The organism is Methylobacterium sp. E-046 (assembly GCF_022829625.1).
Taxonomy (GTDB): Bacteria; Pseudomonadota; Alphaproteobacteria; order Rhizobiales; family Beijerinckiaceae; genus Methylobacterium; species Methylobacterium longum.
On the sequence record NZ_JAKSYP010000183.1, the window covers coordinates 175,710 to 198,204 of the forward strand.

Genomic DNA, 22,495 nt, shown 5'->3' on the forward strand with positions numbered 1-22,495 from the left:
GACCCCGCGATGTGTCCGCGTCACGCCTTCGAACATCCACCCGGCTCCGGCGGCGCACGACTTCAGCGAGTATTGCCGTAGACACCTCGCCTTGACGCGGATGCCGTCGCGGTCGTAGCAGCCGGACGTTGTCGGGACAGGACGGGTACATGACGGCCAAGCGAGCGCTGATCACCGGGGTGACGGGCCAGGACGGCGCGTATCTTGCGCAGCTGCTGCTGGAGAAGGGCTACGCGGTCACCGGCATCGTGCGCCGCTCCAGCCATGCCGGCGTATTCGACCATCGGTTGAAGTGGCTCGGCATCCTGGACGATGTCGAGCTGGTCGACGGCAACCTGCTCGACCAGTCTGCGCTGCTGCGCATCGTCCAGGCCGCCAAACCCGACGAGATCTACAACCTCGCCGCCCAATCGTTCGTGACGTCCTCCTGGCAGCAGCCGCTGCTCACCGGGCAGGTGACGGGTCTCGGCGCCGTGCACATGCTGGAGTGCCTGCGCTCGACCGCGCCGCACGCGCGCTACTACCAGGCCTCGACCTCGGAGATGTTCGGGCTGATCCAGGAGGAGCGCCAGAGCGAGTCCACGCCGTTCTACCCGCGTTCGCCCTACGGTGTGGCCAAGCTCTACGCCCACTGGATGACGATCAACTACCGCGAGAGCTTCGGGCTGCACGCCTCGAACGGCATCCTGTTCAACCACGAGAGCCCGCTGCGGGGCGTGGAGTTCGTGACCCGCAAGGTCACGGACGCGGTGGCGCGGATCAAGCTGGGCAAGCAGAAGGAGTTGCGGCTCGGCAACATCGACGCCAAGCGCGACTGGGGCCACGCCCGCGACTACGTGCAGGCGATGTGGCTGATGCTGCAGCAGGACCGGCCGGACGACTACGTCATCGCCACCGGGCGGACCACGACCGTGCGCGACATGTGCGCGATCGCGTTCAAGCATGTCGGCCTGAATATCGACGATCACCTCGTGATCGACCCGGCCTTGTTCCGGCCGGCGGAAGTCGAGGTGCTGCTGGGCAATCCCGGCAAGGCCAAGGCGACCTTCGGCTGGGAGGCCCAGACGAGCCTGGAGGCGCTGATCACCGAGATGGTCGACGCCGACATCAAGCGCCTCAGCGCCAACGCCTGACCGGCCGGGCTCGCCGAGGCCCGCCTCCCGGTCCATATGGCGCGCGTCCAGCCTCGGAGATGCGCGCCGTGAAGACCTATCAGCTCTACATCGACGGCCGGCACGTCGATCCGGTCGAGGGCTCGTGGTTCGAGTCGATCGATCCCTATCGGGGCGAGCCCTGGGCCCGCATCCCCCGCGCCTCCCGGGCCGATGTCGACCGGGCCGTGGCTGCCGCCAAGCGCGCCATGTGGGACGGACCCTGGGCGACCATGACGGCCTCGGCCCGCGGCAAGGTGCTGCGCCGAATCGGCGATCTCATCGAGCGCGACGCGAAGGCCCTCGCCGAAGTCGAAGTGCGCGACAACGGCAAGCTCTTCGCGGAGATGTACGGCCAGACCCGCTACCAGCCGGAATGGTGGTGGTACTACGCGGGCCTCGCCGACAAGGTCGAGGGCGCGCAGGTGCCGATCGACAAACCCGAGACCTTCGCGTTCACCCGGCACGAGCCGGTGGGCGTCGTCGGGGCGCTCACCGCCTGGAACTCGCCGCTGCTGTTCGTGGCCTGGAAATGCGCCCCCGCGCTCGCCGCCGGTTGTGCGGTCGTGGTGAAGCCCTCGGAATTTGCCTCTGCCAGCACGCTGGAATTCGCCGCGCTGACGAAGGAGGCCGGGCTTCCGGACGGGATGTTCAACGTCGTCACCGGCTTCGGCGGCGAGGCCGGCACGGCGATCGTCGAGCACCCGGACGTCGCCAAGATCACCTTCACGGGCTCGGACGTGACCGGCGCGAAGGTCTACGAGGCAGCCGCGCGGCAGATCAAGCGGGTGTCCCTGGAGCTCGGCGGCAAGTCGCCCAACATCGTCTTCGCTGATGCCGACCTGAAAGCCGCTGCGGCGGGCGCGATCTCGGGCATCTTCGCGGCCACCGGGCAGACCTGCATCGCCGGCTCGCGCCTGTTGGTGCAGAACAGCATCCGACAGGAATTCACCGACCGCTTGGTCGAGCTCGCCCGCACCGCCAAGCTCGGCGACCCGATGCAGGCCGAAACCAATATCGGGCCGATCACGACGCCGCCCCAGTACACCAAGGTGCTCGACTACATCGCGCTTGCCAAGAGCGAGGGCGCGCGCTGCGTCTTCGGCGGCAATCCCGCCTCCGGTCCCGGCGTGCTCGGCGGCCAGTTCGTCGAGCCGACGATCTTCACCGGCGTCACCAACGACATGCGCATCGCCCAGGAAGAGGTATTCGGCCCGGTCCTGTCGATCATCGGCTTCGAGGACGAGGCCGAGGCGCTCAGGGTCGGCAACGACGTGATCTACGGGCTCGCCGCCGGCGTCTGGACCCAGGATATCGGCCGGGCGATGCGCATGTCGAAGGGGCTGCGGGCCGGCACGGTCTGGGTGAACACCTACCGGGCGGTGAGCTACATGATGCCGTTCGGCGGCATGAAGCGCTCGGGCATCGGCCGCGAGAGCGGCATCGAGGCGATCCGGGAATACCTGGAGACCAAGAGCGTCTGGATCTCGACCAGCCGCGACGCGCCGGACAATCCGTTCGTGATGCGGTGAGCCGCGTCGCGGACGGGGCAGGGAACGGCCGCCGCCGCAGCTTCAGCCCACTCGTCCGCTTCGTCGAGCGGGTCGGACGTCACGCCCGCCCCCAATGGGGAGCTGCCCGCGCGAGAAGGCGCAGGGGCGCCTTCAAGGTGCTGCGGCATATCCTAACGGGGTAGAGCCGGGTGCGCGGACACGTCCTGCTCCCGGCCTGTCCACGTCTCGGCTTCGCCGGCAGCGTTCCGGAACGCGGCCCTCCGAGGCCTCATCTGGCGAAGTGCGTCGTCGACATGCGATCGGTCACCAGCTCGAAGGGCACCCAATCGTATTGCTGCACAGGCTCGCGCCAGATCGACGCCAGGGCATCTTCGATCGCCCGTCGCGCCTGCATGGCCGCGTCCTGATAGATCGTCACGGCAAGGCGCTTGCGCTGCATGGCGGCGATGCCGTCGGCAGTGGCATCCACTCCGCCGATCAGAATGCGGCCGGTGGGAATGCCGGCGGCCTCCAGCGCTTCGGCGGCGCCGAGGGCCATTTCGTCGTTGTTGGCGGCGATCGCATCGATGGCGATGTTTCGGGTGAGCCAGTCCGCGACGCAGATCCGCGCCTTCGCGCGATCCCAATCGGCCGCGCGCTCCGCAACGAGCCGGAGTCCGGGGAACTCCGCGATCACCTCCTTGACGCCACGCGTGCGCAACGCCGCGCCGGCATGGGCCGGGTGGCCCGACAGGATCGCGACACGTCCCGTTCCGTTCAGCATCTGGGCGAGCTTGCGCATCTGCAGACGCCCGGCCACGAGATCGTTCGGCAGGACCAAGGCGACGCGACCGGTGACCCAGTCCTCCCGCGGACCGTTGTTCATATAGATCAAGGGGATATCGGCCTCCTGGGCGAGGCGCGTGATGGTCGTGCCGGCCGCGGCGTCGACCGGTACGACCAGCAGGGCATCGACCTTCGCGGCGATGAACTGCCGGACCTGGGCGATCTGCCGCTCACCGGCGCCGTCCGCCGCATGGGCGAAGTCCACGGTGAGGCCGCGGGACGCCGCGTGCTCGGCGATGCTGTCCCGCAGAAGCCGCATGAAGGCCACCGGCGGGCTCATGGTGACGCCGATCGTGGTGGCGCAGGCGGGCGCCGAAACGACGAGGAGCACGACCGCCGCGGCGATGCGAACGATCCGGGTGAGGGCACGTGGGGGGTGTGAGAGGTCCCTGCCGGCTGCCGCCCCGTGGTTGATCGCCATCGCCCTCATCCGGCGGCCCTGACATGCTCGAGGAAGCGGTCCAGTTCAGCGCTCAGCCGCTCCGCGTCGTGGGACAGGGCGCTCGCCGCCGCGAGGACCCCGTGCGCGGTGGCATCCGCCCGATCGGCGGTGCCGGCAACGCCCGCGATATGCGCGCTGATTTCGCCGGCGCCATGGGCGGCCTGCGCGATGCTGTGGACGATCTCCCGGGTGGCCGCACCCTGTTCCTCGACCGCCGCGGCGATCGAGGCTGCGGCCCGGCTCATGTCCTCGACCCGCGTGGTGATCCCCGCGATGGCGCCGACGGCCTGGGTGGTGGAGCCCTGGATCACGGCCACGTGCCCGGCGATGTCGTCCGTCGCCTGCTTGGTCTGGGCGGCCAGCGCCTTCACCTCGGCGGCGACGACGGCAAACCCGCGGCCCGCCTCGCCGGCGCGGGCGGCCTCGATCGCCGCGTTGAGGGCGAGCAGGTTGGTCTGGGCTGCGATCTTGGCGATGATGCGCACCACGTCGCCGATCCGGTCCGCCGCACCGCTCAGCGCCAGGACCAGCGCCGTGGTCTGTCCGGATTCCGCGGCGGCGGCCATGGCCATCGCGGCCGTCATCTCGGCCTGACGTCCCACTTCACCGACGGAGCTGCCGAATTCTTCGGCGGCGGCGGCGATCATGCGAACGTGGGATCGGGCCTGTTCAGCCGCGGCCGCAACGTCCGTCGACCGGCTCGCGGTTTCTCCGGCAAACTGACTCATCACGTCAGCCGTTCCGCGCAGTTCCACCGCCGCCGACGTCACCGTACCGACGATTCCACCGACCGCGGTCTCGAAGCCCTCCGCCATCGCACGCAAAGCGGCCTGACGCTCTTGCTCGGCCGCCATGCGGGCCTGCACCGCCTCCACCTCCAGCGACCGCGCGCGCAGCATGTTGTCCTTGAACACCCGCACGGCCCCCGCCATAGCGCCGAGTTCGTCGGTTCGCTCCGCGTGCGGGATTGCGACGGTGAGGTCGTTCTCGGCCAGCCGTTCCATCACGCGGGTCATCGTGCCGATGGGTGCCGCGACCCGGCGAAGAACGAACCAGACCACCCCCAGCGTCATCGAGCCGGCGACGGAAGCGGCCACGATGACCGCCCAGCATGCGTTGGCGCCCACGGCATCGGCTTCGGCCGTCCGTTCGGATGTCCGGGCCTGCCGGAAAACGAGCACGGCATCCACGGCCCGCGTGAAGGTCGCGGCGTCATCCTGCAGCGCGGCGGTGAAGACCGTCTCGGCCAAGTCGCGCTCCCCGGCCCGGTCGAGGGCGGCGGCCTCGGCCTCCACCGCCATGAAGTGCTGCCACGACTCCCTCAGCTCGTGGGCGAGCCGCTGCTCGTCCGCACCGGCGACCGTCGGCGCATAGGCGCTCCAGGCCGCCGCGAAGGCCTTCGCCGCCCGGGCGGCCTGCTCACGATAACCCCGACGCGTCGCCTCGGACGGGGCGTTGTGGGCCAGCAGATCGAGGGCGCGCAGCTCCTGGCTCAGCTGCTTCATCGTCCCGAGGATCGTCAACGCCTTGACCTCGCCGGCCAGCGCCCGGCCGACGGCATTGATCGTGCCGATACGCGCGATCGAGAAGGCTCCGGTCCCGGCAGAGAGGCCGAACAGAAGGAGGGTCGTGCCGATGATGATGACGCGCAAACTGGAGATAGACGTCCGAGCAGATTTGATTTTCTCGAGAGACATTCAGCCAGGTACCGACGCAGCGGAACGTCTTATCTAAATGACCGACCCCAGGAGCGCAAATTTTGTTCGACTAATGATACATTTGGATCAGCTACGTCACATCCAATCCGCACATATACTATCTGCGGACCCAAAATAGTTTTCGGGATCAGCATGTACGATTCGCTTCGATCGAGCCCGATTCGATCGTTCCCGCGAGGAGAGACCGAGTGATCGGCCGCCCACGGCATCGCCAGACCCCGACGCCGGCGCGACGACCGGGTGACGAAGTTGGGCTGACGGCGCGCCGCCCGCACGTGGCTTCCGGCCTTCCAGTGCCTCGGCATGGGGTGCGACTGTCCGCGGCCGGCGCGACGCGCCATCGAACCCTGGGACGGAGCAGCCTCAGAGCGGCCGCGACCGCCGCCCGAGCCACATCAAGCCAGCCCGTGCCATCCACGAACGGACAAACGATTCGACGGTGACGAGTCCCGCGGCGATCCCCCCGGGACGGCGCTGCCGACGTCAGCGTCACGCCGGGGACCGCGCAGCGGCCTGTCGCGGGCGACGCCACGCGGACTCACCTTCCGCCGCATCCGATCTCCCGTACCGTCCCCCGTGCGAGATATCGGCGGCAACGGGCCGGCGAGGGCCGGGGAACGGCAAGTCGCGACGCGGCACGGGCCGGCTGCACGTGGGTCAGAACTGCCACAGCGGCATGAATTCAGAACGATACGATGTCTTCGAGAAGCCCCAGACGGGATCCAACATCTTGTCCAAGGCCTCCTGGGACAATCTCGCGATCCGCGCACGATGCTCGGCCGGGACGTCCGGGTGCTTGAGGATATCGAGGCAGGTCTGCAGGGCCGCCCGATACTGGCCCGTGCAGTACGCGTTGACGGCATACTCGTCCTGCAGACCGTAAGCGTAGATCCACGGCTGGAGGAACAGCGCGTCGGCCGGCATGCGCAGACGCAAGCCGGCCTCCGCGTAATGCAGACCCTTCACGTAGTTGCGACGTTCCCTGCAATACCGGCTGGCGCCGTGGCGGGCCTCCGCGCGCTCCGGACAGATCGCGATCGCCCGGTCATAGACGGCGAGGGTCGCGCCCTCAGGCTCGTCGAAGCCCTCCATGATATAGGCGGAGCTCAGGAGACTGATGTAGACCTCCTCATGCCAGAACCCGAGTTCGGCGCGCTTCATGTACAGTTCAAGCGCCTTCCGCCGATCACCACGATCCCGGTAGCTCTGGGCGAGGTAGAACGTGTACCGGGAGATCAGAGCCGGATCCTTCTCGGTGGCGAGGGCCTTCTCGAGAACCGCGACGTCGCTGTCGTACGTGGATCTGTCGCGGTGCCGCGCGCCGTCCTCGCCGCGCCGCATCGCGAGGGGGAGGGTTGCCGTCCCGGACGCCCCTTCGCAGGCGAGGAACTCGTGCAGCACGCCGCGGTAGCGCCAGGGATAGGCGTTATCGACCAACTGAATCCGCGTGTAACGGGTGAAACTATCCAGGATCGTGAAGACGTAGCCCGGCGCATCGAGCCTCGGCATCGTGAAGCCTGCCGGGATGACGAGTTCGTCGTCGGCGTCGATGATCAGTGAATAGTGACCGTGCGGCCGCGCCAGCGTCAGCGCCTCGCTTCGGTTGAAGGCGAAATCGACCCAGGGGCGCTCCACGAGGCGGCCGGGCAAGCCGTCCATGGCGGCCCGGATCACGTCCTGCGTCCCGTCCGACGATCCGGTGTCGACGATCACCCAATGATCAATGATCGGCCGGACCGAGTCGAGACACCGACGGATAACGTGCGCCTCATTCTTGACGATCATCGAGAGGCAAATCTTTTGGTCTGAAACATTCATCGTCCGACAGTTCCAAAAAACCCAGATATGGTCACAACCCTGGGCTTATGGACCGGATTTTATCTTCCGATCAAACTGATTGCAAACGTCTCCCATGACGCGGTCAGCATATACAGACACATATATATTGATAAATACCATACAATATTAGCGCCATTTTCTTTAAATCAAAATTCATGACCGAGCTTTGTCAAAACCTAGGGATGAAACAATTTTTTTAATCCTACCGGAGAGTCAGCTTCGTCCCGTGGTTCTCGCCGGCTATGAAGGCCGCCGGCCGGCTGTTTCGAGCCCGCGGATCAGCCCCGCGCGCTGCGTCAGACCGCCGCGAGACCGCAGCTCCGGGAGAACCGTGACGCCGGCAACGCCGCGCCGAGCAGACGGTCGGCGCACGGGCCCGCCCGTCGGCACAGTTGACCCCCATTCGTCGAGGCGTGATGCTTTCCCGGGCGTCGCCAGTATCCTCTGAGCCGCCCACCGTCAGAGCGTTTCCCGCGGAGTAGGCCTGCATGGCAGAGGCTGACGACATGGCGGCTCGCCTCGCGCGGCTGGAGGCCGATAATGCGCGCCTGCGCCGCCTCCTGGATACGACGGGCACACCCGACGGACTGCGCCACGGCCTGCGCGACACAATGGCGATGCTGCGGGCGGTTCTGCGCCTCTCAGCCGAGACGGCGGAGAGCGTCGAGGGCTACGCGACCCACCTCGAAGGACGGCTCGACGCCATCGCGCGGGTCCGGGTCGCCACCGACACGTTCGGCGACGTCAACCTGCACACGTTGATCTCGGACGAGCTGATGATTCACCTCATCCGCGAGGGAGAACAGGCGGCGCTGTCCGGGCCATCGGTGAAGCTCCGGCCGAAGGCCGCGCAACTGCTGGCGCTCGCGATCCACGAACTCTCGAGCAACGCCGTCGAGCACGGAGTCTTCGGCCGCGCCGGGGGCGAGGTCGATGTGGCGTGGGTGGTGGAGGGCGACGACCCGAAGGGCCCGGGCGTCCTGAGCCTCGTCTGGAACGAGACGGGCGGCTCCGGCATCGCCCCGCCGACGCGGCAGGGCTTCGGCATGCAGGTCCTGAACGACATGCTGAACTACGAGCTCGGCGCCCGCGTCGCCCTCGCCTTCGAGCCCGACGGGTTGCGCTGCACCGTGACGTTTCCCCTCGTTTCCCGGGTGGGACGCGTCGTCGACGAGACCGGCGCCGAGGAGAACGGCGAGGCGGACTGAGACTTCAGACCCGCTCAGGCGAGGGCGTGCGAGGCCTCGCGCACCTGCCGGGTGGCATGGTCGACCCGTTCGCTCGCCTGGGCGATGGTGTCCATACCGGACGAGATCGCCGAAACGCCCTGCGACGCGGCCCGCATGCTGCCGGACATCTCCCGCGTCACCGCCGACTGCTCCTCCACCGCCGCCGCGATGGTGGAGGACACTTGGCTCAGCGTGCTGATCGTGCCCTGGATGATGCCGATGGCGTCGACCGCTTCGCGGGTCGCCGACTGGGTCGACGCGATCTGCCCGCGGATCTGGTCGGTCGCCCGGCCGGTCTGCTCGGCCAGGGTCTTGACCTCGCTGGCGACCACCGCGAAGCCGCGCCCCGCCTCGCCCGCGCGGGCCGCCTCGATCGTGGCGTTCAGGGCCAGCAGGTTGGTCTGCGCGGCGATGCCGGAGATCAGCCCGACCACGTCGCCGATCTGCGTGGCCTGCTCGCTGAGGCCGGCGACGATGCGTCCGGTGCGCTGCGCCTGATCGACCGCCTGACCGGCAATCCCCGCGGCGTGGCTCACCTGCTGGCTGATCTCGTCCACCGAGACGGACAGCTGCTCCGCGCCGGATGCCACGGACCGAATGTCGTCGGAGACCCGACCGACCGTGGCCGCCGCCTCGCCCGTCTGCCGCGTGACATCCGCGACGGCGTGACCGATGGCATCGAGGTCATGGCCGATCGCCCGCTGGGTCTCCGCCCGGCGCTGTCGCTCGTTGACCTGCACGGTGATGTCGGTGGCGAACTTCACGACCCGGACGGGCCGGCCGTCGGCATCGGTGATCGGGTTGTAGGTCGCCTGGATCCAGACCTCCCGGCCGCCCTTGGCGAGGCGCTTGTACGCGCCGGACTGGTATTCGCCGCGGGCCAGCGCAGCCCAGAAGGCGCGGTAAGCCTCGCTGGCACGATCCGCTTCGCTGACGAAGATGCCGTGGTGGCGACCGACGATCTCGTCGAGGCGGTACCCGACCGCGTCGAGGAAGTTCTGGTTGGCACTCAGCACGGTTCCGTCCAGGCCGAAGGCGATGACCGCCTGGGAGCGGTGCAGCGCGGAGATCTGCCCTTCGAGATCCAGGGAGCGCAACTTGTGCGCCGTGATGTCGGTGGCGAACTTCACGATCTTGACCGGCGCCCCGGTCGCGTCGAGCACCGGGTTGTAGCTCGCCTGGATCCAGACTTCCCGGCCGCCCTTGGCGATGCGCTTGTACTCGGCGGTCTGGAACTCGCCGCGCCGCAGCCGCTCCCAGAACTGTCGATAGGCCTCGCTCTCCCGGTGGCCCGGCTCGACGAACAGACCGTGATGGCGGCCTCTTATCTCCTCCAGCGTGTAGCCCATCGCCCCGAGGAAGTTCTGGTTGGCATCCAGGATGGTGCCGTCCAGCGCGAACTCGATCGTGGCGAGCGATCGACTCAGCGCGGCCAGCTTGGCATGCTGGTCTCGGCGGCTCCTCAAGCGCGCGAACATGGCTTCCTCCAAGTATTTGAGCGTTCTACGCGATAGAGCGCGCGCTTTTTCGAACCGATCAGATCTGCGATGTAAATTTCAGTAGCGACTGGATTGATGCAGACCGCCACGCAGCTGACCCGACCCGTTTCACATCGGATCTATCAGATGGTGCCTTGAACAACAGTTAAGACGCCCGATCTGATCTTGGGCGCCCACGTAAACTTGCGCCAACGGTTGTGTAGCGCCCCGTTTCAACGCATCTGGAGATTGCAAGACCTTAGCGCATGTTGTTAAATATCGCCCACCTGTGGTTGCATATCCAAGTTTGGACGCATCCGACGGTCCGTCGGAAGACGGGCTGCGACATTTTCAGCGGCTGCGACTGACCGTCGCCTCGATCCGACCGTAGGGTTCATCGGTCGGCAGGAAGACGGCGCCCGCATTCGCGAGCCCGAACGGCTTGAGGTCGACGGGGAGGTAGTGCTTGTTGGGCATGACGAAGGTGATGGCCGCGAGATCCGCGACCTCGGCGAGCACTGCTTCGCCCATCCGGTACATGCTGTCCTGCACACCTCGACTGTACGTGGTGCCGAATACCGTCAGCATGGTCGCCAGGATCCGGGCATTCGCCGCGGCGTAGTCCGGCGGGGTGCCCGACCACGTCCAGGTCGCGTCCATGCTGGTCGCGGCGATGCGATCCTCCGTGTCGGGCAGGGTGCGGTATCCGTCATCGACGAAGCCGGACCAGCCGGACTGCGTCGTCTTCATGAAGGTGAAACCGCGCAGCCCCGAATGCAGGGACGAGCCCGCCCGGCTCGCCCCCAGCCCGACGAAGCCGAAGCCGTTGCCGTCGCGCGTGAAGGTGTGTCCGTGCGGCACGCCGTCGACGAGGTGCCGCTTCCACCGGGTCTCCTCGGCCTCGATCGAGACCGCCTCCACTTGCGGATAGGTATCGAGCAGCACCTGCGCCACGGCGGTGACGAAGCCCTCGGCATCGGCGGCGAGGTGGCGGGCCGCGGTGACGTTGACGATGTTCTTCACGCTGTCGGTGGCGATGCAGGCGCGATTGTCGCCCGCGGTCCAGGCTGCGTCGAAGTCGCCGGTCAACATCACGGAGAGCGTCAGCTCGCGCGGAACATGGTGGTCGCCGTCGCGGGCGAGGCGCAGCACCCGAACCCGTTCCTTGCCGTAGCGGGACGCGATCAGGGGCATGGGGATCTCCTCGGCAAACCGCGGCACGGACGATGCGTGAGCTTAGGGCCTGGGTGGCGGCGGCTCCAAGACCGGTTGGCGTGCGACTTGACCGCGGCCGTCGGCCGGTCCGCATACTGCCCGGCTCGGACGCGTGATTCCGGTTCAGGAGAGAGCATGGACCTGAACACCATCGAAGCCATCCTTCAGCCGCGCAGCCGGGGCGAGCTGCCGGCGTGGCGGGACGGCGATGCGTGCCTGGGCGGCGGTACGTGGCTGTTCTCCGAGCCGCAACCCGCGACGCGGCGTCTCCTCGACCTCGCGAGCCTCGGCTGGCCGCCGCACACCATCACCGCGGACGGCCTGACCCTCGCGGCGACCTGCACGATCGCGCAGCTCGACCGGCTGGCGCTGCCCCCGGCCTGGATCGCCGCCCCGCTCATAGGGCAGTGCTGCCGGGCCCTGCTCGGCTCCTTCAAGATCTGGAACACCGCCACCGTGGGCGGCAACCTGTGCCTGGCCCTCCCGGCCGGGCCGATGATCGCGCTCGCCACCGCCCTGGAGGCGACCTGCACGATCTGGTCCCCGGGCGGGGGCGAGCGGGGCCTCGCCACGACGGAGTTCGTCCTCGGTCCGCGGCACACGATCCTGCAACCGGGCGAGATTCTCCGGGACGTGCGGATCCCGGCGGTGGCCCTCGCGCGCCGCACGGCGTTCCGCCGCACCAGCCTCAGCGCGAACGGGCGATCGGGAGCGCTGCTGATCGGGACCCGCGATGCGGACGGCGCCTTCGCGCTCACCGTCACGGCCTCGGTGCGGCGGCCGTTGCGCCTCACTTTCGAGGGGCTGCCCGGGCCCGCGGCCCTGGCGCGGGCCATCGACGACGCGATCCCGGAGGCGCTCTATCACGACGACGTGCACGGTCGGCCGGACTGGCGCCGTCACGTCACCCGGCACCTCGCCGACGAGATCCGCGCCGCGCTCGGCGACGCACCGGCCGACGAGATCCACGCGGCGCTCGGCGCCGCACCGGCCGAGGGAGCCGGCCCGTGAGGCTTACCGTCAACGGGCACGTCCATGACGGCGCGGCTCGGCCCGGGCAGTGCCTGCGCACGTTCCTGCGCGAGGCCGGCTGGTTCGGCGTCAAGAGGGGCTGCGATGCAGGCGATTGCGGCGCCTGCACGGTCCATCTCGACGGCGAACCGGTGCAGAGCTGCCTGATCCCGGTCTTCCGCGCCGAGGGACGCAGCGTCACCACCATCGAGGGGCTCGCAGGACCGTGCCGACCCGGGGATGCCGAGGCCCCGGCGCTCCACCCGGTGCAGGCCGCCTTCCTGGCGGCGCAGGGCTTCCAGTGCGGCTTCTGCACGGCCGGCATGATCATGACGGTTGCCTGCCTCGACCAGGGACAGAGGCAGGATCTCGGCACCGCCCTCAAGGGCAACCTGTGTCGCTGCACCGGCTATCGCGCCGTCCGGGATGCCGTCGCGGGGATCGCGCAGGCAGATCAATGGTGCGGAGCGGGTGACCCTGTGGGACAGAACCTGCCGGCACCGGCGGCGCCCGCCGTGGTGCGCGGGCAAGCCCGGTTCACCTTCGATAGCGCGGCCGACGCGGCGCTGCACCTCAAGGTGCTGCGATCGCCCCACGCCCATGCCCGGGTCACGGCGATCGACGCGTCGGCGGCGCTCGCGATCCCGGGAATCGTGGCGGTGCTCACGCACGCGGACGCGCCGCAGCGCCGGTTCTCCACCGCCCGCCATCAGGACCCCCGCGACGACGCCGCCGACACCCTCGTCCTCGACCCGATCCTGCGGTTCGTCGGCCAGAGGGTCGCCGCGGTGGTCGCGGAGACCGAGGCCGCCGCCGAGGCCGGCTGCCGGGCGCTCCGCGTGCGCTACGACCTGCGTCCCGCGCTCCTGGATCCGGCCCGGGCGCTTCTGCCCGACGCGCCCCGCGTCCACGATCCCGCCGACCGCCCGGAGGGGGATCCGCAGGCCGGCGCAGGCCACCCGAACCTCGCCGCCGAGGTCCGGGGCGAGGTCGGCGCCGTGGATGTTGGCTTCGCGCGGGCCGACTTCGTCTACGCGCAGACCTTCCAGTCGCAGCGCCTGCAGCACGCCGCCCTGGAGACGCACGGCTGCGTCGGCTGGCGCGATCCGGACGGGCGGCTGACCCTGCGCACGAGCAGCCAAGTGCCCTTCCTGACCCGGGACGCCCTGTGCGCGCTGTTCGACCTGGAGCGGGATTCCGTGCGCGTCGTCTGCGGTCGCGTCGGCGGCGGCTTCGGCGGCAAGCAGGAGATGCTCACCGAGGATCTCGTCGCCCTGGCGGTCCTGCGCACCGGCCGTCCCGTGCGCTGGGAGCTGACCCGGCAGGAGCAGTTCATCGCGACGCCGACGCGCCACCCGATGCGCGTCGGCGTCAAGGTCGGCGCACGCCGGGACGGCACCCTGACGGCGCTCAGCCTCGACGTGCTGGCCGACACGGGCGCCTACGCCAACCACGCGGGCGGCGTGCTCCATCACGGCTGCAACGAGGTTCTGGCCGCCTATGCCTGCCCGAACAAGCGGGTCACGGGCCGCGCGGTCTACACCAACACGCTGCCGGCGGGCGCCTTCCGGGGCTACGGCCTGAGCCAGACGATCTTCGCGCTGGAATCCGCCCTCGACGAGGTCGCCCGCGCCCTCGGGATCGATCCCTTCACCCTGCGCCGGATCAACGCCGTGAAGCCCGGCGACCCGCTGGTCGCGCACAGCCTCGCCCCGCACGACGTCCAGTACGGCAGCTACGGGCTCGATCAGTGCCTGTCCCTGGTGGAGGACGCGCTCAAGGCCGATCCCGGACCGGAGCCGGAGCCCGGCTGGTGCGCGGGCTCCGGCATGGCGATGGCGATGATCGACACGATCCCGCCTCGCGGGCATCACGCCGAGGCGCGGGCGAGCCTCGCCGTCGACGGCAGTGTCACCATCCGGGTGGGCACGGCCGAATTCGGCAACGGCACCAGCACCGTGCACCGGCAGATCGCCGGCTCGGCGCTCGGCATCGCGCCGGAGCGCGTGCGCATCGTGGGCGCCGACACCGACGCGGTCGGCCACGATACGGGCGCCTACGGCAGCACCGGCATCGTGGTGGCGGGCCTCGCGACCCTGCGCGCCGCCGAGGCCCTGCTGAATCGGATCCGCGGCCGCGCCTCGGAGCTCACCGGCGCGGCGCCGACGGCGTGTCGGCTGGCCGGCGCGGCGGTCGAGACGCCGGTGGCAGCGGTTCCGCTCGCGGCGATCGGCCCGCTGGAGGCGAGCGGCCGGGCCGACGGCAGCCCGCGCTCGGTGGCGTTCAACGTCCAGGCCTTCCGGGTGGCCGTCCACCCGGTGAGCGGCGAGGTCCGCATCCTCCGGAGCATCCACGCCGCCGATGCCGGGCGCGTGATCAACCCGATGCAGTGCCGCGGCCAGGTCGAGGGCGGCGTGGCACAGGCGATCGGCGCCGCGCTCTACGAGGATCTCACGCTGGACGACGGCGGCCGGGTCGTCACCCAGACGTTCCGCGACTATCACATCCCGACCTGCGCCGACGTTCCGGAGACCGAGGTCCTGTTCGCCGACACGTATGACAGCGTGGGGCCGCTCGGCGCCAAATCCATGAGCGAATCGCCGTTCAACCCGGTCGCGGCGGCGCTCGGCAACGCCATCCGCGACGCCACCGGCGCCCGGCTCACGGCGACGCCGTTCGCGGCCGACCGGATCTACCGGGCCGTGGCCGGCAGCTTGGCGGGCGGCCTGGCGGAAACGCTGTGACGGAGGCGCGGCCCGCGGACCCGGCGCGGATGTCCGGCCTGCGCGGCCTCCTGGAGCGCAGGTTCCGGCTGGCGGAGCACGGCACGACCGTCCGTACGGAGGTGCTGGCCGGGCTGACGACCTTCCTGACGATGGCCTACATCGTCTTCATCAACCCGAGCATCCTGGCGGAGGCCGGCATGCCCCGGGGGGCGGTCTTCGTGGCGACCTGCCTCGTGTCGGCCCTGGGCTCGCTGATCATGGCGCTCAGCGCCAACTACCCGATCGCCCTGGCCCCCGGCATGGGGCTCAACGCCTACTTCACCTACGTGGTGGTCCAGGGGCTGGGCTTCACGTGGCAGGCCGCCCTCGGAGCGGTGTTCATCTCCGGCCTGTGCTTCCTGATCGTCACCCTGACGGGCCTGCGCGCGCTCATCGTCGACGGGATCCCGCGTTCGATGCGCGTCGCGATGACCGTGGGGATCGGCCTGTTCCTGGCGATCATCGCCCTCAAGAACGCCGGTCTCGTCGTGGCGAGCCCGGCGACCCTCGTCACCCTGGGCGACCTGCACAAGCCCGAGGCGGTGCTGGCGGTGATCGGCTTCCTGATGGTCGCCGTCCTGTCCGCCCGGAAGGTGCGGGCGGCCCTGCTCGCCAGTATCCTCACCGTCACGGCGCTGAGCTTCGGGATGACGGACAACGCCTTCCAGGGGATCGTCGCCCTGCCGCCCTCGATCGCCCCGACCCTGTTCGCCCTCGACGTGCCGGCCGCCCTGTCGGCAGGCCTGCTCAACGTGATCCTCGTGCTGTTCCTGGTCGAGCTGTTCGACGCTACCGGCACGCTGATGGCGGTGGCGAGCCGCGCCGGGCTGCTGACCGAGGGCCGGATGCGCCGGCTCGACCGGGCGCTGATGGCCGATTCGGTCTCGGTCTTCGCGGGCTCGCTGCTCGGCACATCGAGCGCGACAGCCTACCTCGAGAGCGCCTCCGGCGTGGAGGAGGGCGGCCGCACCGGCCTGACCGCCGCCACCGTGGCGCTGCTGTTCCTCGCCTGCCTGTTCCTCGCCCCGCTGGCCGCGGCGGTGCCGCCCTACGCCACGGCGCCGGCCCTGTTCTACGTGGCCTGCCTGATGATCCGGGAGCTGGTGGCGCTCGACTGGGATGACCGCACCGAGGCGATCCCCGCCTGCGTCACGGCGCTGTTCATGCCGTTCACCTACTCGATCGCCACCGGCGTCTCGTTCGGCTTCATCACCTACGCGGTGCTGAAGCTGCTGGCCGGGCGGGCCCGTGAGGTGAAGCCGGTGGTCTGGGTGATCGCGGCCGTGTTCCTGTTCAAGCTCGTGGAGACGGGCGGGGCGCATTGAGCCACCGGCCCGGCCGCGCCGGCCCCGAGCGGAAGGCGAGCGTCAGGCGGCGATGCCCTCGGCGGCGCCGCGAGCCGGAACCGGCAGGGTGACGGTGAAGCCGGCCCCGCGGCGATCGGGGCGGTTGCCGGCTGTGACGGTCCCGCCCATCGCCTCGACGAAGCCGCGTGCGATGGCGAGCCCCAGCCCCGTGCCGGCCCGGACCCGGTCGCCCTTCTGGACGCGGTAGAACTTGTCGAAGATCCGCTCGGCATCCGCCCCGGACAGGCCGTCGCCCTCGTCCAGCACCCGGATTGTCACGGACTCGCCCTCGCGCGCGGCCCGTAGGGTCACGGTCGAGCCCGCCGGCGCGTATTTGGCGGCGTTGTCGAGCAGGTTGACCAGGACCTGCTCGAACAGGACCGGATCGAGGGCGAGGGGCGGCAGGTCCGGCGCGACCTCGACCGCCACCGCATGCCCGGCCAGGATCTTGTCGGTCCGGCGCAGGGCTGTATCGATCGTCTCGGCGACGTCCTGGGCGGACAGGTTCGGCGCCACCGCGCCGGCCTCCAGGCGGGTCATGTCCAGCAGGTTGGCGATGAAGCGGTTGAGGCGCTCCGCCTCGCCGATGACGGTCCCGAGCAGCTCCGCCTTCGCGTCGGGCGCGAGGGCCGCGTCGAGGTCGCGCAGGGTGCTGGCCGCGCCCAGCACGGAGGCGAGCGGCGTGCGCAGGTCATGGCTGATCGAGGTGAGCAGCGCCTGGCGCAGCCGGTCGGTCTCGGCGGCCCGCTCGGCCCGGTCGAGATCCTCGACGAGGCGCACGCGCTCGATGGCGAGCGCGCCCATGTCGGCGAGCGCATCGAGCAGGCGCCGGCCCTCCGGCGTCAGGATCGGACCAGCGCCGTCGGCGTCGAGGCCGATCACCCCGATCGTGCCCCGGCCGGTGCGCATCGGCAGGAACAGGCGCTTGGCGCCCGGCAGCGTGTCGGCGCAGCGGCCGGCCGGACGCTCGTTGTCGAAGGCCCATTGTGCCGCCGCCACGTCGGCCTCGTCGAGCCTGTCCTCGGGCGGATAGCCGGCCATGACCGTCACGGCCTTGCCGTCGGGGAGGAGGAGGACGACGCGGACCTTCAGCATCGCGGCGACCTGGGCGCTCGTGGCCCAGAGCACGTCGTCGAGGGTACCGCAGGCGGCGAGCTTCCGGGAGAAGCCGAACAGGCGCTCGGTGGCCCGGGCTCGGCCCTGGCTGACCACGGCGACCCGGCGGGCGCGGGCGGCCAGATTCGAGACCAGCACCGCCACGAGCGTGAACAGCAGGAACGCGGCGACGTTGGTCGGGTCGGCGATCGTGAGGGTGTAGACCGGCGGCAGGAAGAAGAAGTTGTAGGCGAGCGAAGCCGCCACCACGCTGGCGAGGGCCGGGCCGAGCCCCCAGCGCACCGCGACCGACACGACCGCGGTGAGCAGGAACAGGTCGGCGTTCTCGACGCCCGCGTAGGGCTGGGCCAGGATGGCGCTCGCCAGGCCGGCCGCGATCGCGGCGAGCGCCCCGGCATAGGGACCGAGGCTGAAGCCGCGGCGCGGTGCGGCCATCGTGATCGCGCGGCGCGTCTGCCTGTCGGCGGGCGCCGCTTCCCCCGGAACCACGTGCACACTGATGTTGCCGCTGTCGCGCAGCAGGTCGTGGACCACCGAGCCGTGCAGCAGTTCGAACAGCCGCGACCGGTTCGCCTTGCCCACCACGATGTGGTTCACGTTGGCCGAACGGGCATAGGCCAGGGCGTCGTCCGCGATCCGGCGGCCACCCGGGAGGGTGACGGCATCGCCCCCGAGCCGGTCGGCCAGGCGCAGGGCCTCGGCGATCCGATCGCGCTGCGCCTCGCGCAGGGACATCGTGCGCGCGCCCTCGATGGAGAGCGCCGTCCAGGGCGCGTGCAGGCGGTCGGCGAGCCGCTTGGTGTAGCGGACGAGGCCGGCGGAGCGCGGATCCTCGTTCACGCAGACCAGCACCCGCTCGCCCGCCGCCCAGGGCCCCGGGATGGCGTTGGCCCGCATGTGGCCGAGCAGCTCGTCATCGACGCGATCGGCCGTGCGCCGAAGCGCCAGTTCGCGCAGGGCCGTGAGGTTGCCGCGCGAGAAGTAGTGCTTCAACGCGCGCTCGGCGTTGGTCGGAACGTAGACCTTTCCGTCCTTGAGGCGCTGGATCAGGTCGTCGGGGTTGAGATCCACCACCTCGATGTCGTCGGCCCGGTCGAGCACGCCGTCCGGGACCGTCTCGCGAACCCGGATACGGGTGATCGACGCGACCACGTCGTTGAGGCTCTCGACGTGCTGGATGTTCAGCGTCGTCAGGACGTCGATGCCGGCGTCGAGCAGCTCCTCGACATCCTGGTAGCGCTTCGGGTGGCGTGAGCCCGGCGCGTTGGTGTGGGCGAGTTCGTCGACGAGGGCCAGGGCCGGGCGCCGGGCCAGCAACGCGTCGAGATCCATCTCGTCGAGGACGGTGCCGTGATACGCCACCGGGCGGCGGGCTACCGTCTCCAACCCGTCGAGCAGAGCCTCGGTCTCGGCCCGGGCATGGGTCTCGACGACGCCGACCACCACGTCGATTCCGGCCTTCAGCCGGGCGCGACCGATGGTGAGCATCTCGTAGGTCTTGCCGACACCGGGCGCCGCGCCGAGGAAGACCTTGAGCCGGCCGCGGGTCCGCTCCTCCCGACGCGCCGCCTCGAGGAGCGCTTCGGGGGAGGGGCGGTTCGGGTCGCGTCCGGTCTCGGGCATGATTCTCCACGGCGCGCCTGTTCGGCTCCGTCACGCCCCCGGCGACCGCATCCTGTGGGGCCGACGGCGAACGGAGCCCTCGACGGAGGCCTCCGGCCGCCGCGCGATCCCGGAACGCCTCCGTCGGCGCGACCGGCGCGACGTCACAGGATGCGGTCGCGGGTAAGCGGTGTCCACATCTCACGATTCCGCCGCACCGGGACCGGGCGACAGGATCGCGATCCCACGCGGGAGCGGACCGGACCCCGCTCGCCTTCAGCGGCGGGCGAGCTCGTCCAGCGCGAGGTTCAGCGCCAACACGTTGACGCGCGGCTCGCCGAGGATGCCGAACGTGCGGCCCGCGATGCGGGACGTCACGAAATCGCGCAGGCGGTCCTCCGGGACGTGGCGGTCCCCGGCGACGCGGGGAACCTGGAAATAGGCCGCCTCGGGCGAGATGTCCGGGTCGAGGCCGGATCCGCTGGTGGTCACGAGGTTCACGGGCACCGGGGTCTTCGCGTTCTCGGCCTTCAGCGCCTCGAGGTCGCCCCTGACCCGCTCGGCCAGCGCCGCGCTGGTGGGCCCGAGGTTCGAGCCCGACGAGTTGGCGGCGTTGTAGGGCGCCGGCACCGTCTTGGAGGCATCGGCGGGGTCCGGGGCCGTGGTGGCCGAGGGCCTTCCGTGGAAGTAGCCGGCACCCGTGAAGCTCTGACCGATCAGGCTGGATCCGACGACCCTGCCGTCGCGCTCGATCAGGCTACCGGCGGCCTTGGCGGGGAAGAGGGCCCCGGCGAGGCCCGTCATGGCGAGGGGGTAGGCGAGGCCGGTGATCACCGTCAGCGCGGTGAGCAGCACCAGAGCGGGGCGAAGCTGGTTCGGCATGGGCGGTCTCCGGGACCTTACGCGAGATGGAGGGCGGTGACGGCGAGGTCGATGGCCTTGATGGCGACGAAGGGCACGAGGACGCCGCCGAGGCCGTAGATCAGGAGGTTGCGCCGCAGCAGCGCGGCGGCGCCGACGGCGCGATAGGTCACGCCGCGCAGGGCCAGCGGGATCAGCGCCACGATGATCAGCGCGTTGAAGATGATCGCCGACAGGATCGCGCTCTGCGGCGAGGCCAAGTGCATGACGTTGAGCGCCTGGAGCTGCGGATAGAGCCCCAGGAACATCGCCGGGATGATGGCGAAGTACTTGGCCACGTCGTTGGCGATGGAGAATGTCGTCAGCGCGCCGCGGGTCATCAGCAGCTGCTTGCCGATGCCGACGATCTCGATGAGCTTGGTCGGGTCGCTGTCGAGGTCGACCATGTTGCCGGCCTCGCGGGCCGCCACCGTGCCGGTGTTCATGGCGACGCCGACATCGGCCTGGGCGAGCGCGGGCGCGTCGTTGGTACCGTCGCCGCACATGGCGACGAGCTTGCCCTGCGCCTGTTCCTTCCGGATCAGCGCGAGCTTGTCCTCGGGGGTGGCCTGGGCGAGGAAGTCGTCCACCCCGGCCTCGGCCGCGATGGCGGCCGCGGTCATCGGGTTGTCGCCGGTGATCATCACCGTGCGGATGCCCATCTGGCGCAGCTCCGCGAAGCGCTCGCGGATGCCGCCCTTCACGATGTCCTTCAGGTAGACGATCCCGAGCAGCCGCCCGTCGCGGGCGACCGCGAGCGGGGTGCCGCCGGCCCTGGCGATCGCCTCCGCGATGGCGCGGGTTTCCGTGGCGGCGGCCGTCTCCGGGTCCGGCCGGAAGGCCAGAGCGGCGTTCGAGCCCCGGCTCGCCATGGGCGCCCCGGACAGGGAGGCGATCACCGCGTCGACCGCGCCCTTGCGGATCGACGCGGTCTCCAGATCGACGCCGGACATGCGCGACTGTGCGGTGAACGGCACGAAGCTGGCGTTGAGCGCGGCCATGTCGCGGGCGCGGATGCCGTACTTCTCCTTGGCGAGCACCACGATCGAGCGGCCTTCCGGCGTCTCGTCCGCCAGGGAGGCGAGTTGCGCCGCGTCGGCCAGTTCCTGCTCGGTGACGCCGGAGACCGGGCGGAACTCGGTGGCCTGCCGGTTGCCCAGGGTGATGGTGCCGGTCTTGTCGAGGAGCAGCGTGTCGACGTCGCCCGCCGCCTCGACAGCCCGGCCCGACATGGCGAGGACGTTGAAGCGCACCAAGCGGTCCATGCCGGCGATGCCGATCGCCGACAGCAGCGCGCCGATGGTCGTCGGGATCAGCGTGACGAACAGGGCCACCAGCACGATCACCGGGATCGCACCGCCGGCGTAGCTCGCGAAGCTCGGGATCGAGGCCACCGCGAAGACGAACACGATGGTCAGCCCGGCGAGCAGGATGTTCAGGGCGATCTCGTTCGGCGTCTTCTGGCGCGCGGCGCCCTCGACCAGGGCGATCATGCGGTCCACGAAGGTCGAGCCGGCGGCAGCGGTGATGCGGACCTTGATGGTGTCGGAGAGGACCTGCGTTCCGCCCGTGACGGCCGAGCGGTCGCCGCCGGATTCGCGGATCACCGGGGCGGACTCGCCCGTGATGGCGGCCTCGTTCACGGAGGCCACGCCCGCGATCACCTCGCCGTCGGAGGGGATCAGGTCGCCGGCCTCCACGAGGACGACGTCGCCGACCTTCAGGGCGGTGCCGGGCACCGTCTCGTAGGTCGCGCCGGGGCCCTTGAGGCGCTTGGCCGTCATCTCGGTGCGGGTGCGCCGCAGGCTGTCGGCCTGGGCCTTGCCGCGGCCCTCGGCGAGCGCCTCGGCGAAGTTGGCGAAGATCAGGGTGAACCAGAGCCAGAGGATGATCTGGCCGGAGAATGCGAGGTCGCTGCCGCCGGCGACGAGGTCGCGGGCGAACAGGACCGTGGTCAGCGCCGCCACGACCTCGACCACGAACATGACCGGGTTGCGGATCATGGCGCGGGGATCGAGCTTCCTGACGGAGCCGAGGAGGGCCGGCCCGATCAGGGCGGCGCTGAACAGGGATGATGTCTGACGCGACATGGGGGATGTCCGGAAGGGATGGGGAACTCGGCGCCGCGCGCCGGGCACTGTCGGGATCAGGAGGCCAGCCTGCCGGCCGTCAGCGCGTAGGCGGCCAGCAGGGCGAAGCCGCCGAGCAGCACCACGCCGAGGAGCGCCAGAACGAGGTCGGAGGTCCGCACCGGCTGGGACGCGGCGCGGTCGCGCCGCCGTGGTTGCCGGCGCAGCGCGAGGTGGTGGCGCGGCAGACGCCGGGCGGGGAGGGCGCGGGGCAT

The 22,495-nt window shown here is 70.2% G+C and carries 15 protein-coding genes; 6 read left to right on the plus strand and 9 right to left on the minus strand.

Annotated elements, in window-relative coordinates; all coding sequences use genetic code 11:
* The first annotated feature begins 149 nt into the window (after nt 1–149).
* Entirely contained in the window at nt 150–1,133 is a 984-nt protein-coding gene (gene gmd / locus MKK82_RS19195; RefSeq protein WP_238286496.1) for a GDP-mannose 4,6-dehydratase, read from the plus strand.
* A gap of 68 nt (nt 1,134–1,201) precedes the next feature.
* Nucleotides 1,202–2,683, plus strand: coding sequence for an aldehyde dehydrogenase (locus tag MKK82_RS19200; protein ID WP_243986470.1), 1,482 nt, complete (start codon nt 1,202–1,204; stop codon nt 2,681–2,683).
* Between the two features lie 250 nt (nt 2,684–2,933).
* On the opposite strand, the gene MKK82_RS19205 is transcribed toward MKK82_RS19200, so the two are convergent.
* The 3 genes from MKK82_RS19205 to MKK82_RS19215 form a co-directional block, all read right to left on the minus strand.
* A complete protein-coding gene (locus MKK82_RS19205) occupies nt 2,934–3,770 on the minus strand; it encodes a substrate-binding domain-containing protein (protein ID WP_243986472.1) in 837 nt (278 codons plus the stop codon).
* Nucleotides 3,771–3,916: 146 nt separating this feature from the next.
* Nucleotides 3,917–5,584 carry a methyl-accepting chemotaxis protein gene (locus MKK82_RS19210; RefSeq protein ID WP_238286499.1) on the minus strand — a complete coding sequence of 556 codons (1,668 nt, stop codon included), beginning with the start codon at nt 5,582–5,584 and terminating at the stop codon, nt 3,917–3,919.
* A 723-nt stretch (nt 5,585–6,307) separates the two neighbouring features.
* On the minus strand, nt 6,308–7,468 hold the full coding sequence (locus MKK82_RS19215) for a glycosyltransferase (protein ID WP_238286500.1): 1,161 nt from the start codon (nt 7,466–7,468) through the stop codon (nt 6,308–6,310).
* Nucleotides 7,469–7,977: 509 nt separating this feature from the next.
* On the opposite strand from MKK82_RS19215, the gene MKK82_RS19220 reads away from it, so the two are divergent.
* Nucleotides 7,978–8,697, plus strand: a complete 720-nt coding sequence (locus MKK82_RS19220; protein ID WP_238286502.1) for a sensor histidine kinase — start codon at nt 7,978–7,980, stop codon at nt 8,695–8,697.
* A 14-nt stretch (nt 8,698–8,711) separates the two neighbouring features.
* On the opposite strand, the gene MKK82_RS19225 is transcribed toward MKK82_RS19220, so the two are convergent.
* Nucleotides 8,712–10,196, minus strand: a complete 1,485-nt coding sequence (locus MKK82_RS19225) for a PAS domain-containing protein (protein WP_238286504.1) — start codon at nt 10,194–10,196, stop codon at nt 8,712–8,714.
* A 351-nt stretch (nt 10,197–10,547) separates the two neighbouring features.
* Entirely contained in the window at nt 10,548–11,390 is an 843-nt protein-coding gene (pucL, locus tag MKK82_RS19230; protein ID WP_238286506.1) for a factor-independent urate hydroxylase, read from the minus strand.
* A gap of 156 nt (nt 11,391–11,546) precedes the next feature.
* On the opposite strand from pucL, the gene MKK82_RS19235 reads away from it, so the two are divergent.
* The 3 genes from MKK82_RS19235 to MKK82_RS19245 are packed head-to-tail and all read left to right on the plus strand — an operon-like array spanning nt 11,547 to nt 16,512.
* Nucleotides 11,547–12,422 carry an FAD binding domain-containing protein gene (locus tag MKK82_RS19235; protein WP_238286508.1) on the plus strand — a complete coding sequence of 292 codons (876 nt, stop codon included), beginning with the start codon at nt 11,547–11,549 and terminating at the stop codon, nt 12,420–12,422.
* Entirely contained in the window at nt 12,419–15,166 is a 2,748-nt protein-coding gene (locus MKK82_RS19240) for a molybdopterin-dependent oxidoreductase (protein WP_238286509.1), read from the plus strand. Before MKK82_RS19235 ends, MKK82_RS19240 begins: the two co-directional genes overlap by 4 nt.
* A 29-nt stretch (nt 15,167–15,195) precedes the next feature.
* Nucleotides 15,196–16,512: an NCS2 family permease gene (locus MKK82_RS19245; RefSeq protein WP_243986474.1), complete on the plus strand. Its 1,317-nt coding sequence runs from the start codon at nt 15,196–15,198 to the stop codon at nt 16,510–16,512.
* A gap of 42 nt (nt 16,513–16,554) precedes the next feature.
* Here MKK82_RS19245 and MKK82_RS19250 read toward each other — a convergent pair whose 3' ends face one another.
* From MKK82_RS19250 to MKK82_RS19265, 4 genes are all read right to left on the minus strand, one after another.
* The gene (locus MKK82_RS19250) at nt 16,555–19,272 is read right to left on the minus strand and encodes a sensor histidine kinase (protein WP_238286511.1); all 2,718 of its coding nucleotides are present in this window, start codon (nt 19,270–19,272) and stop codon (nt 16,555–16,557) included.
* 255 nt (nt 19,273–19,527) lie between these two features.
* Nucleotides 19,528–20,133: a K(+)-transporting ATPase subunit C gene (locus MKK82_RS19255; RefSeq protein WP_238286512.1), complete on the minus strand. Its 606-nt coding sequence runs from the start codon at nt 20,131–20,133 to the stop codon at nt 19,528–19,530.
* A gap of 17 nt (nt 20,134–20,150) precedes the next feature.
* Nucleotides 20,151–22,241: a potassium-transporting ATPase subunit KdpB gene (gene kdpB / locus MKK82_RS19260; protein ID WP_238286513.1), complete on the minus strand. Its 2,091-nt coding sequence runs from the start codon at nt 22,239–22,241 to the stop codon at nt 20,151–20,153.
* Nucleotides 22,242–22,297: 56 nt separating this feature from the next.
* Nucleotides 22,298–22,495 (minus strand): hypothetical protein, encoded by a 198-nt coding sequence (locus MKK82_RS19265; RefSeq protein WP_238286514.1) that lies wholly within the window; start codon nt 22,493–22,495, stop codon nt 22,298–22,300.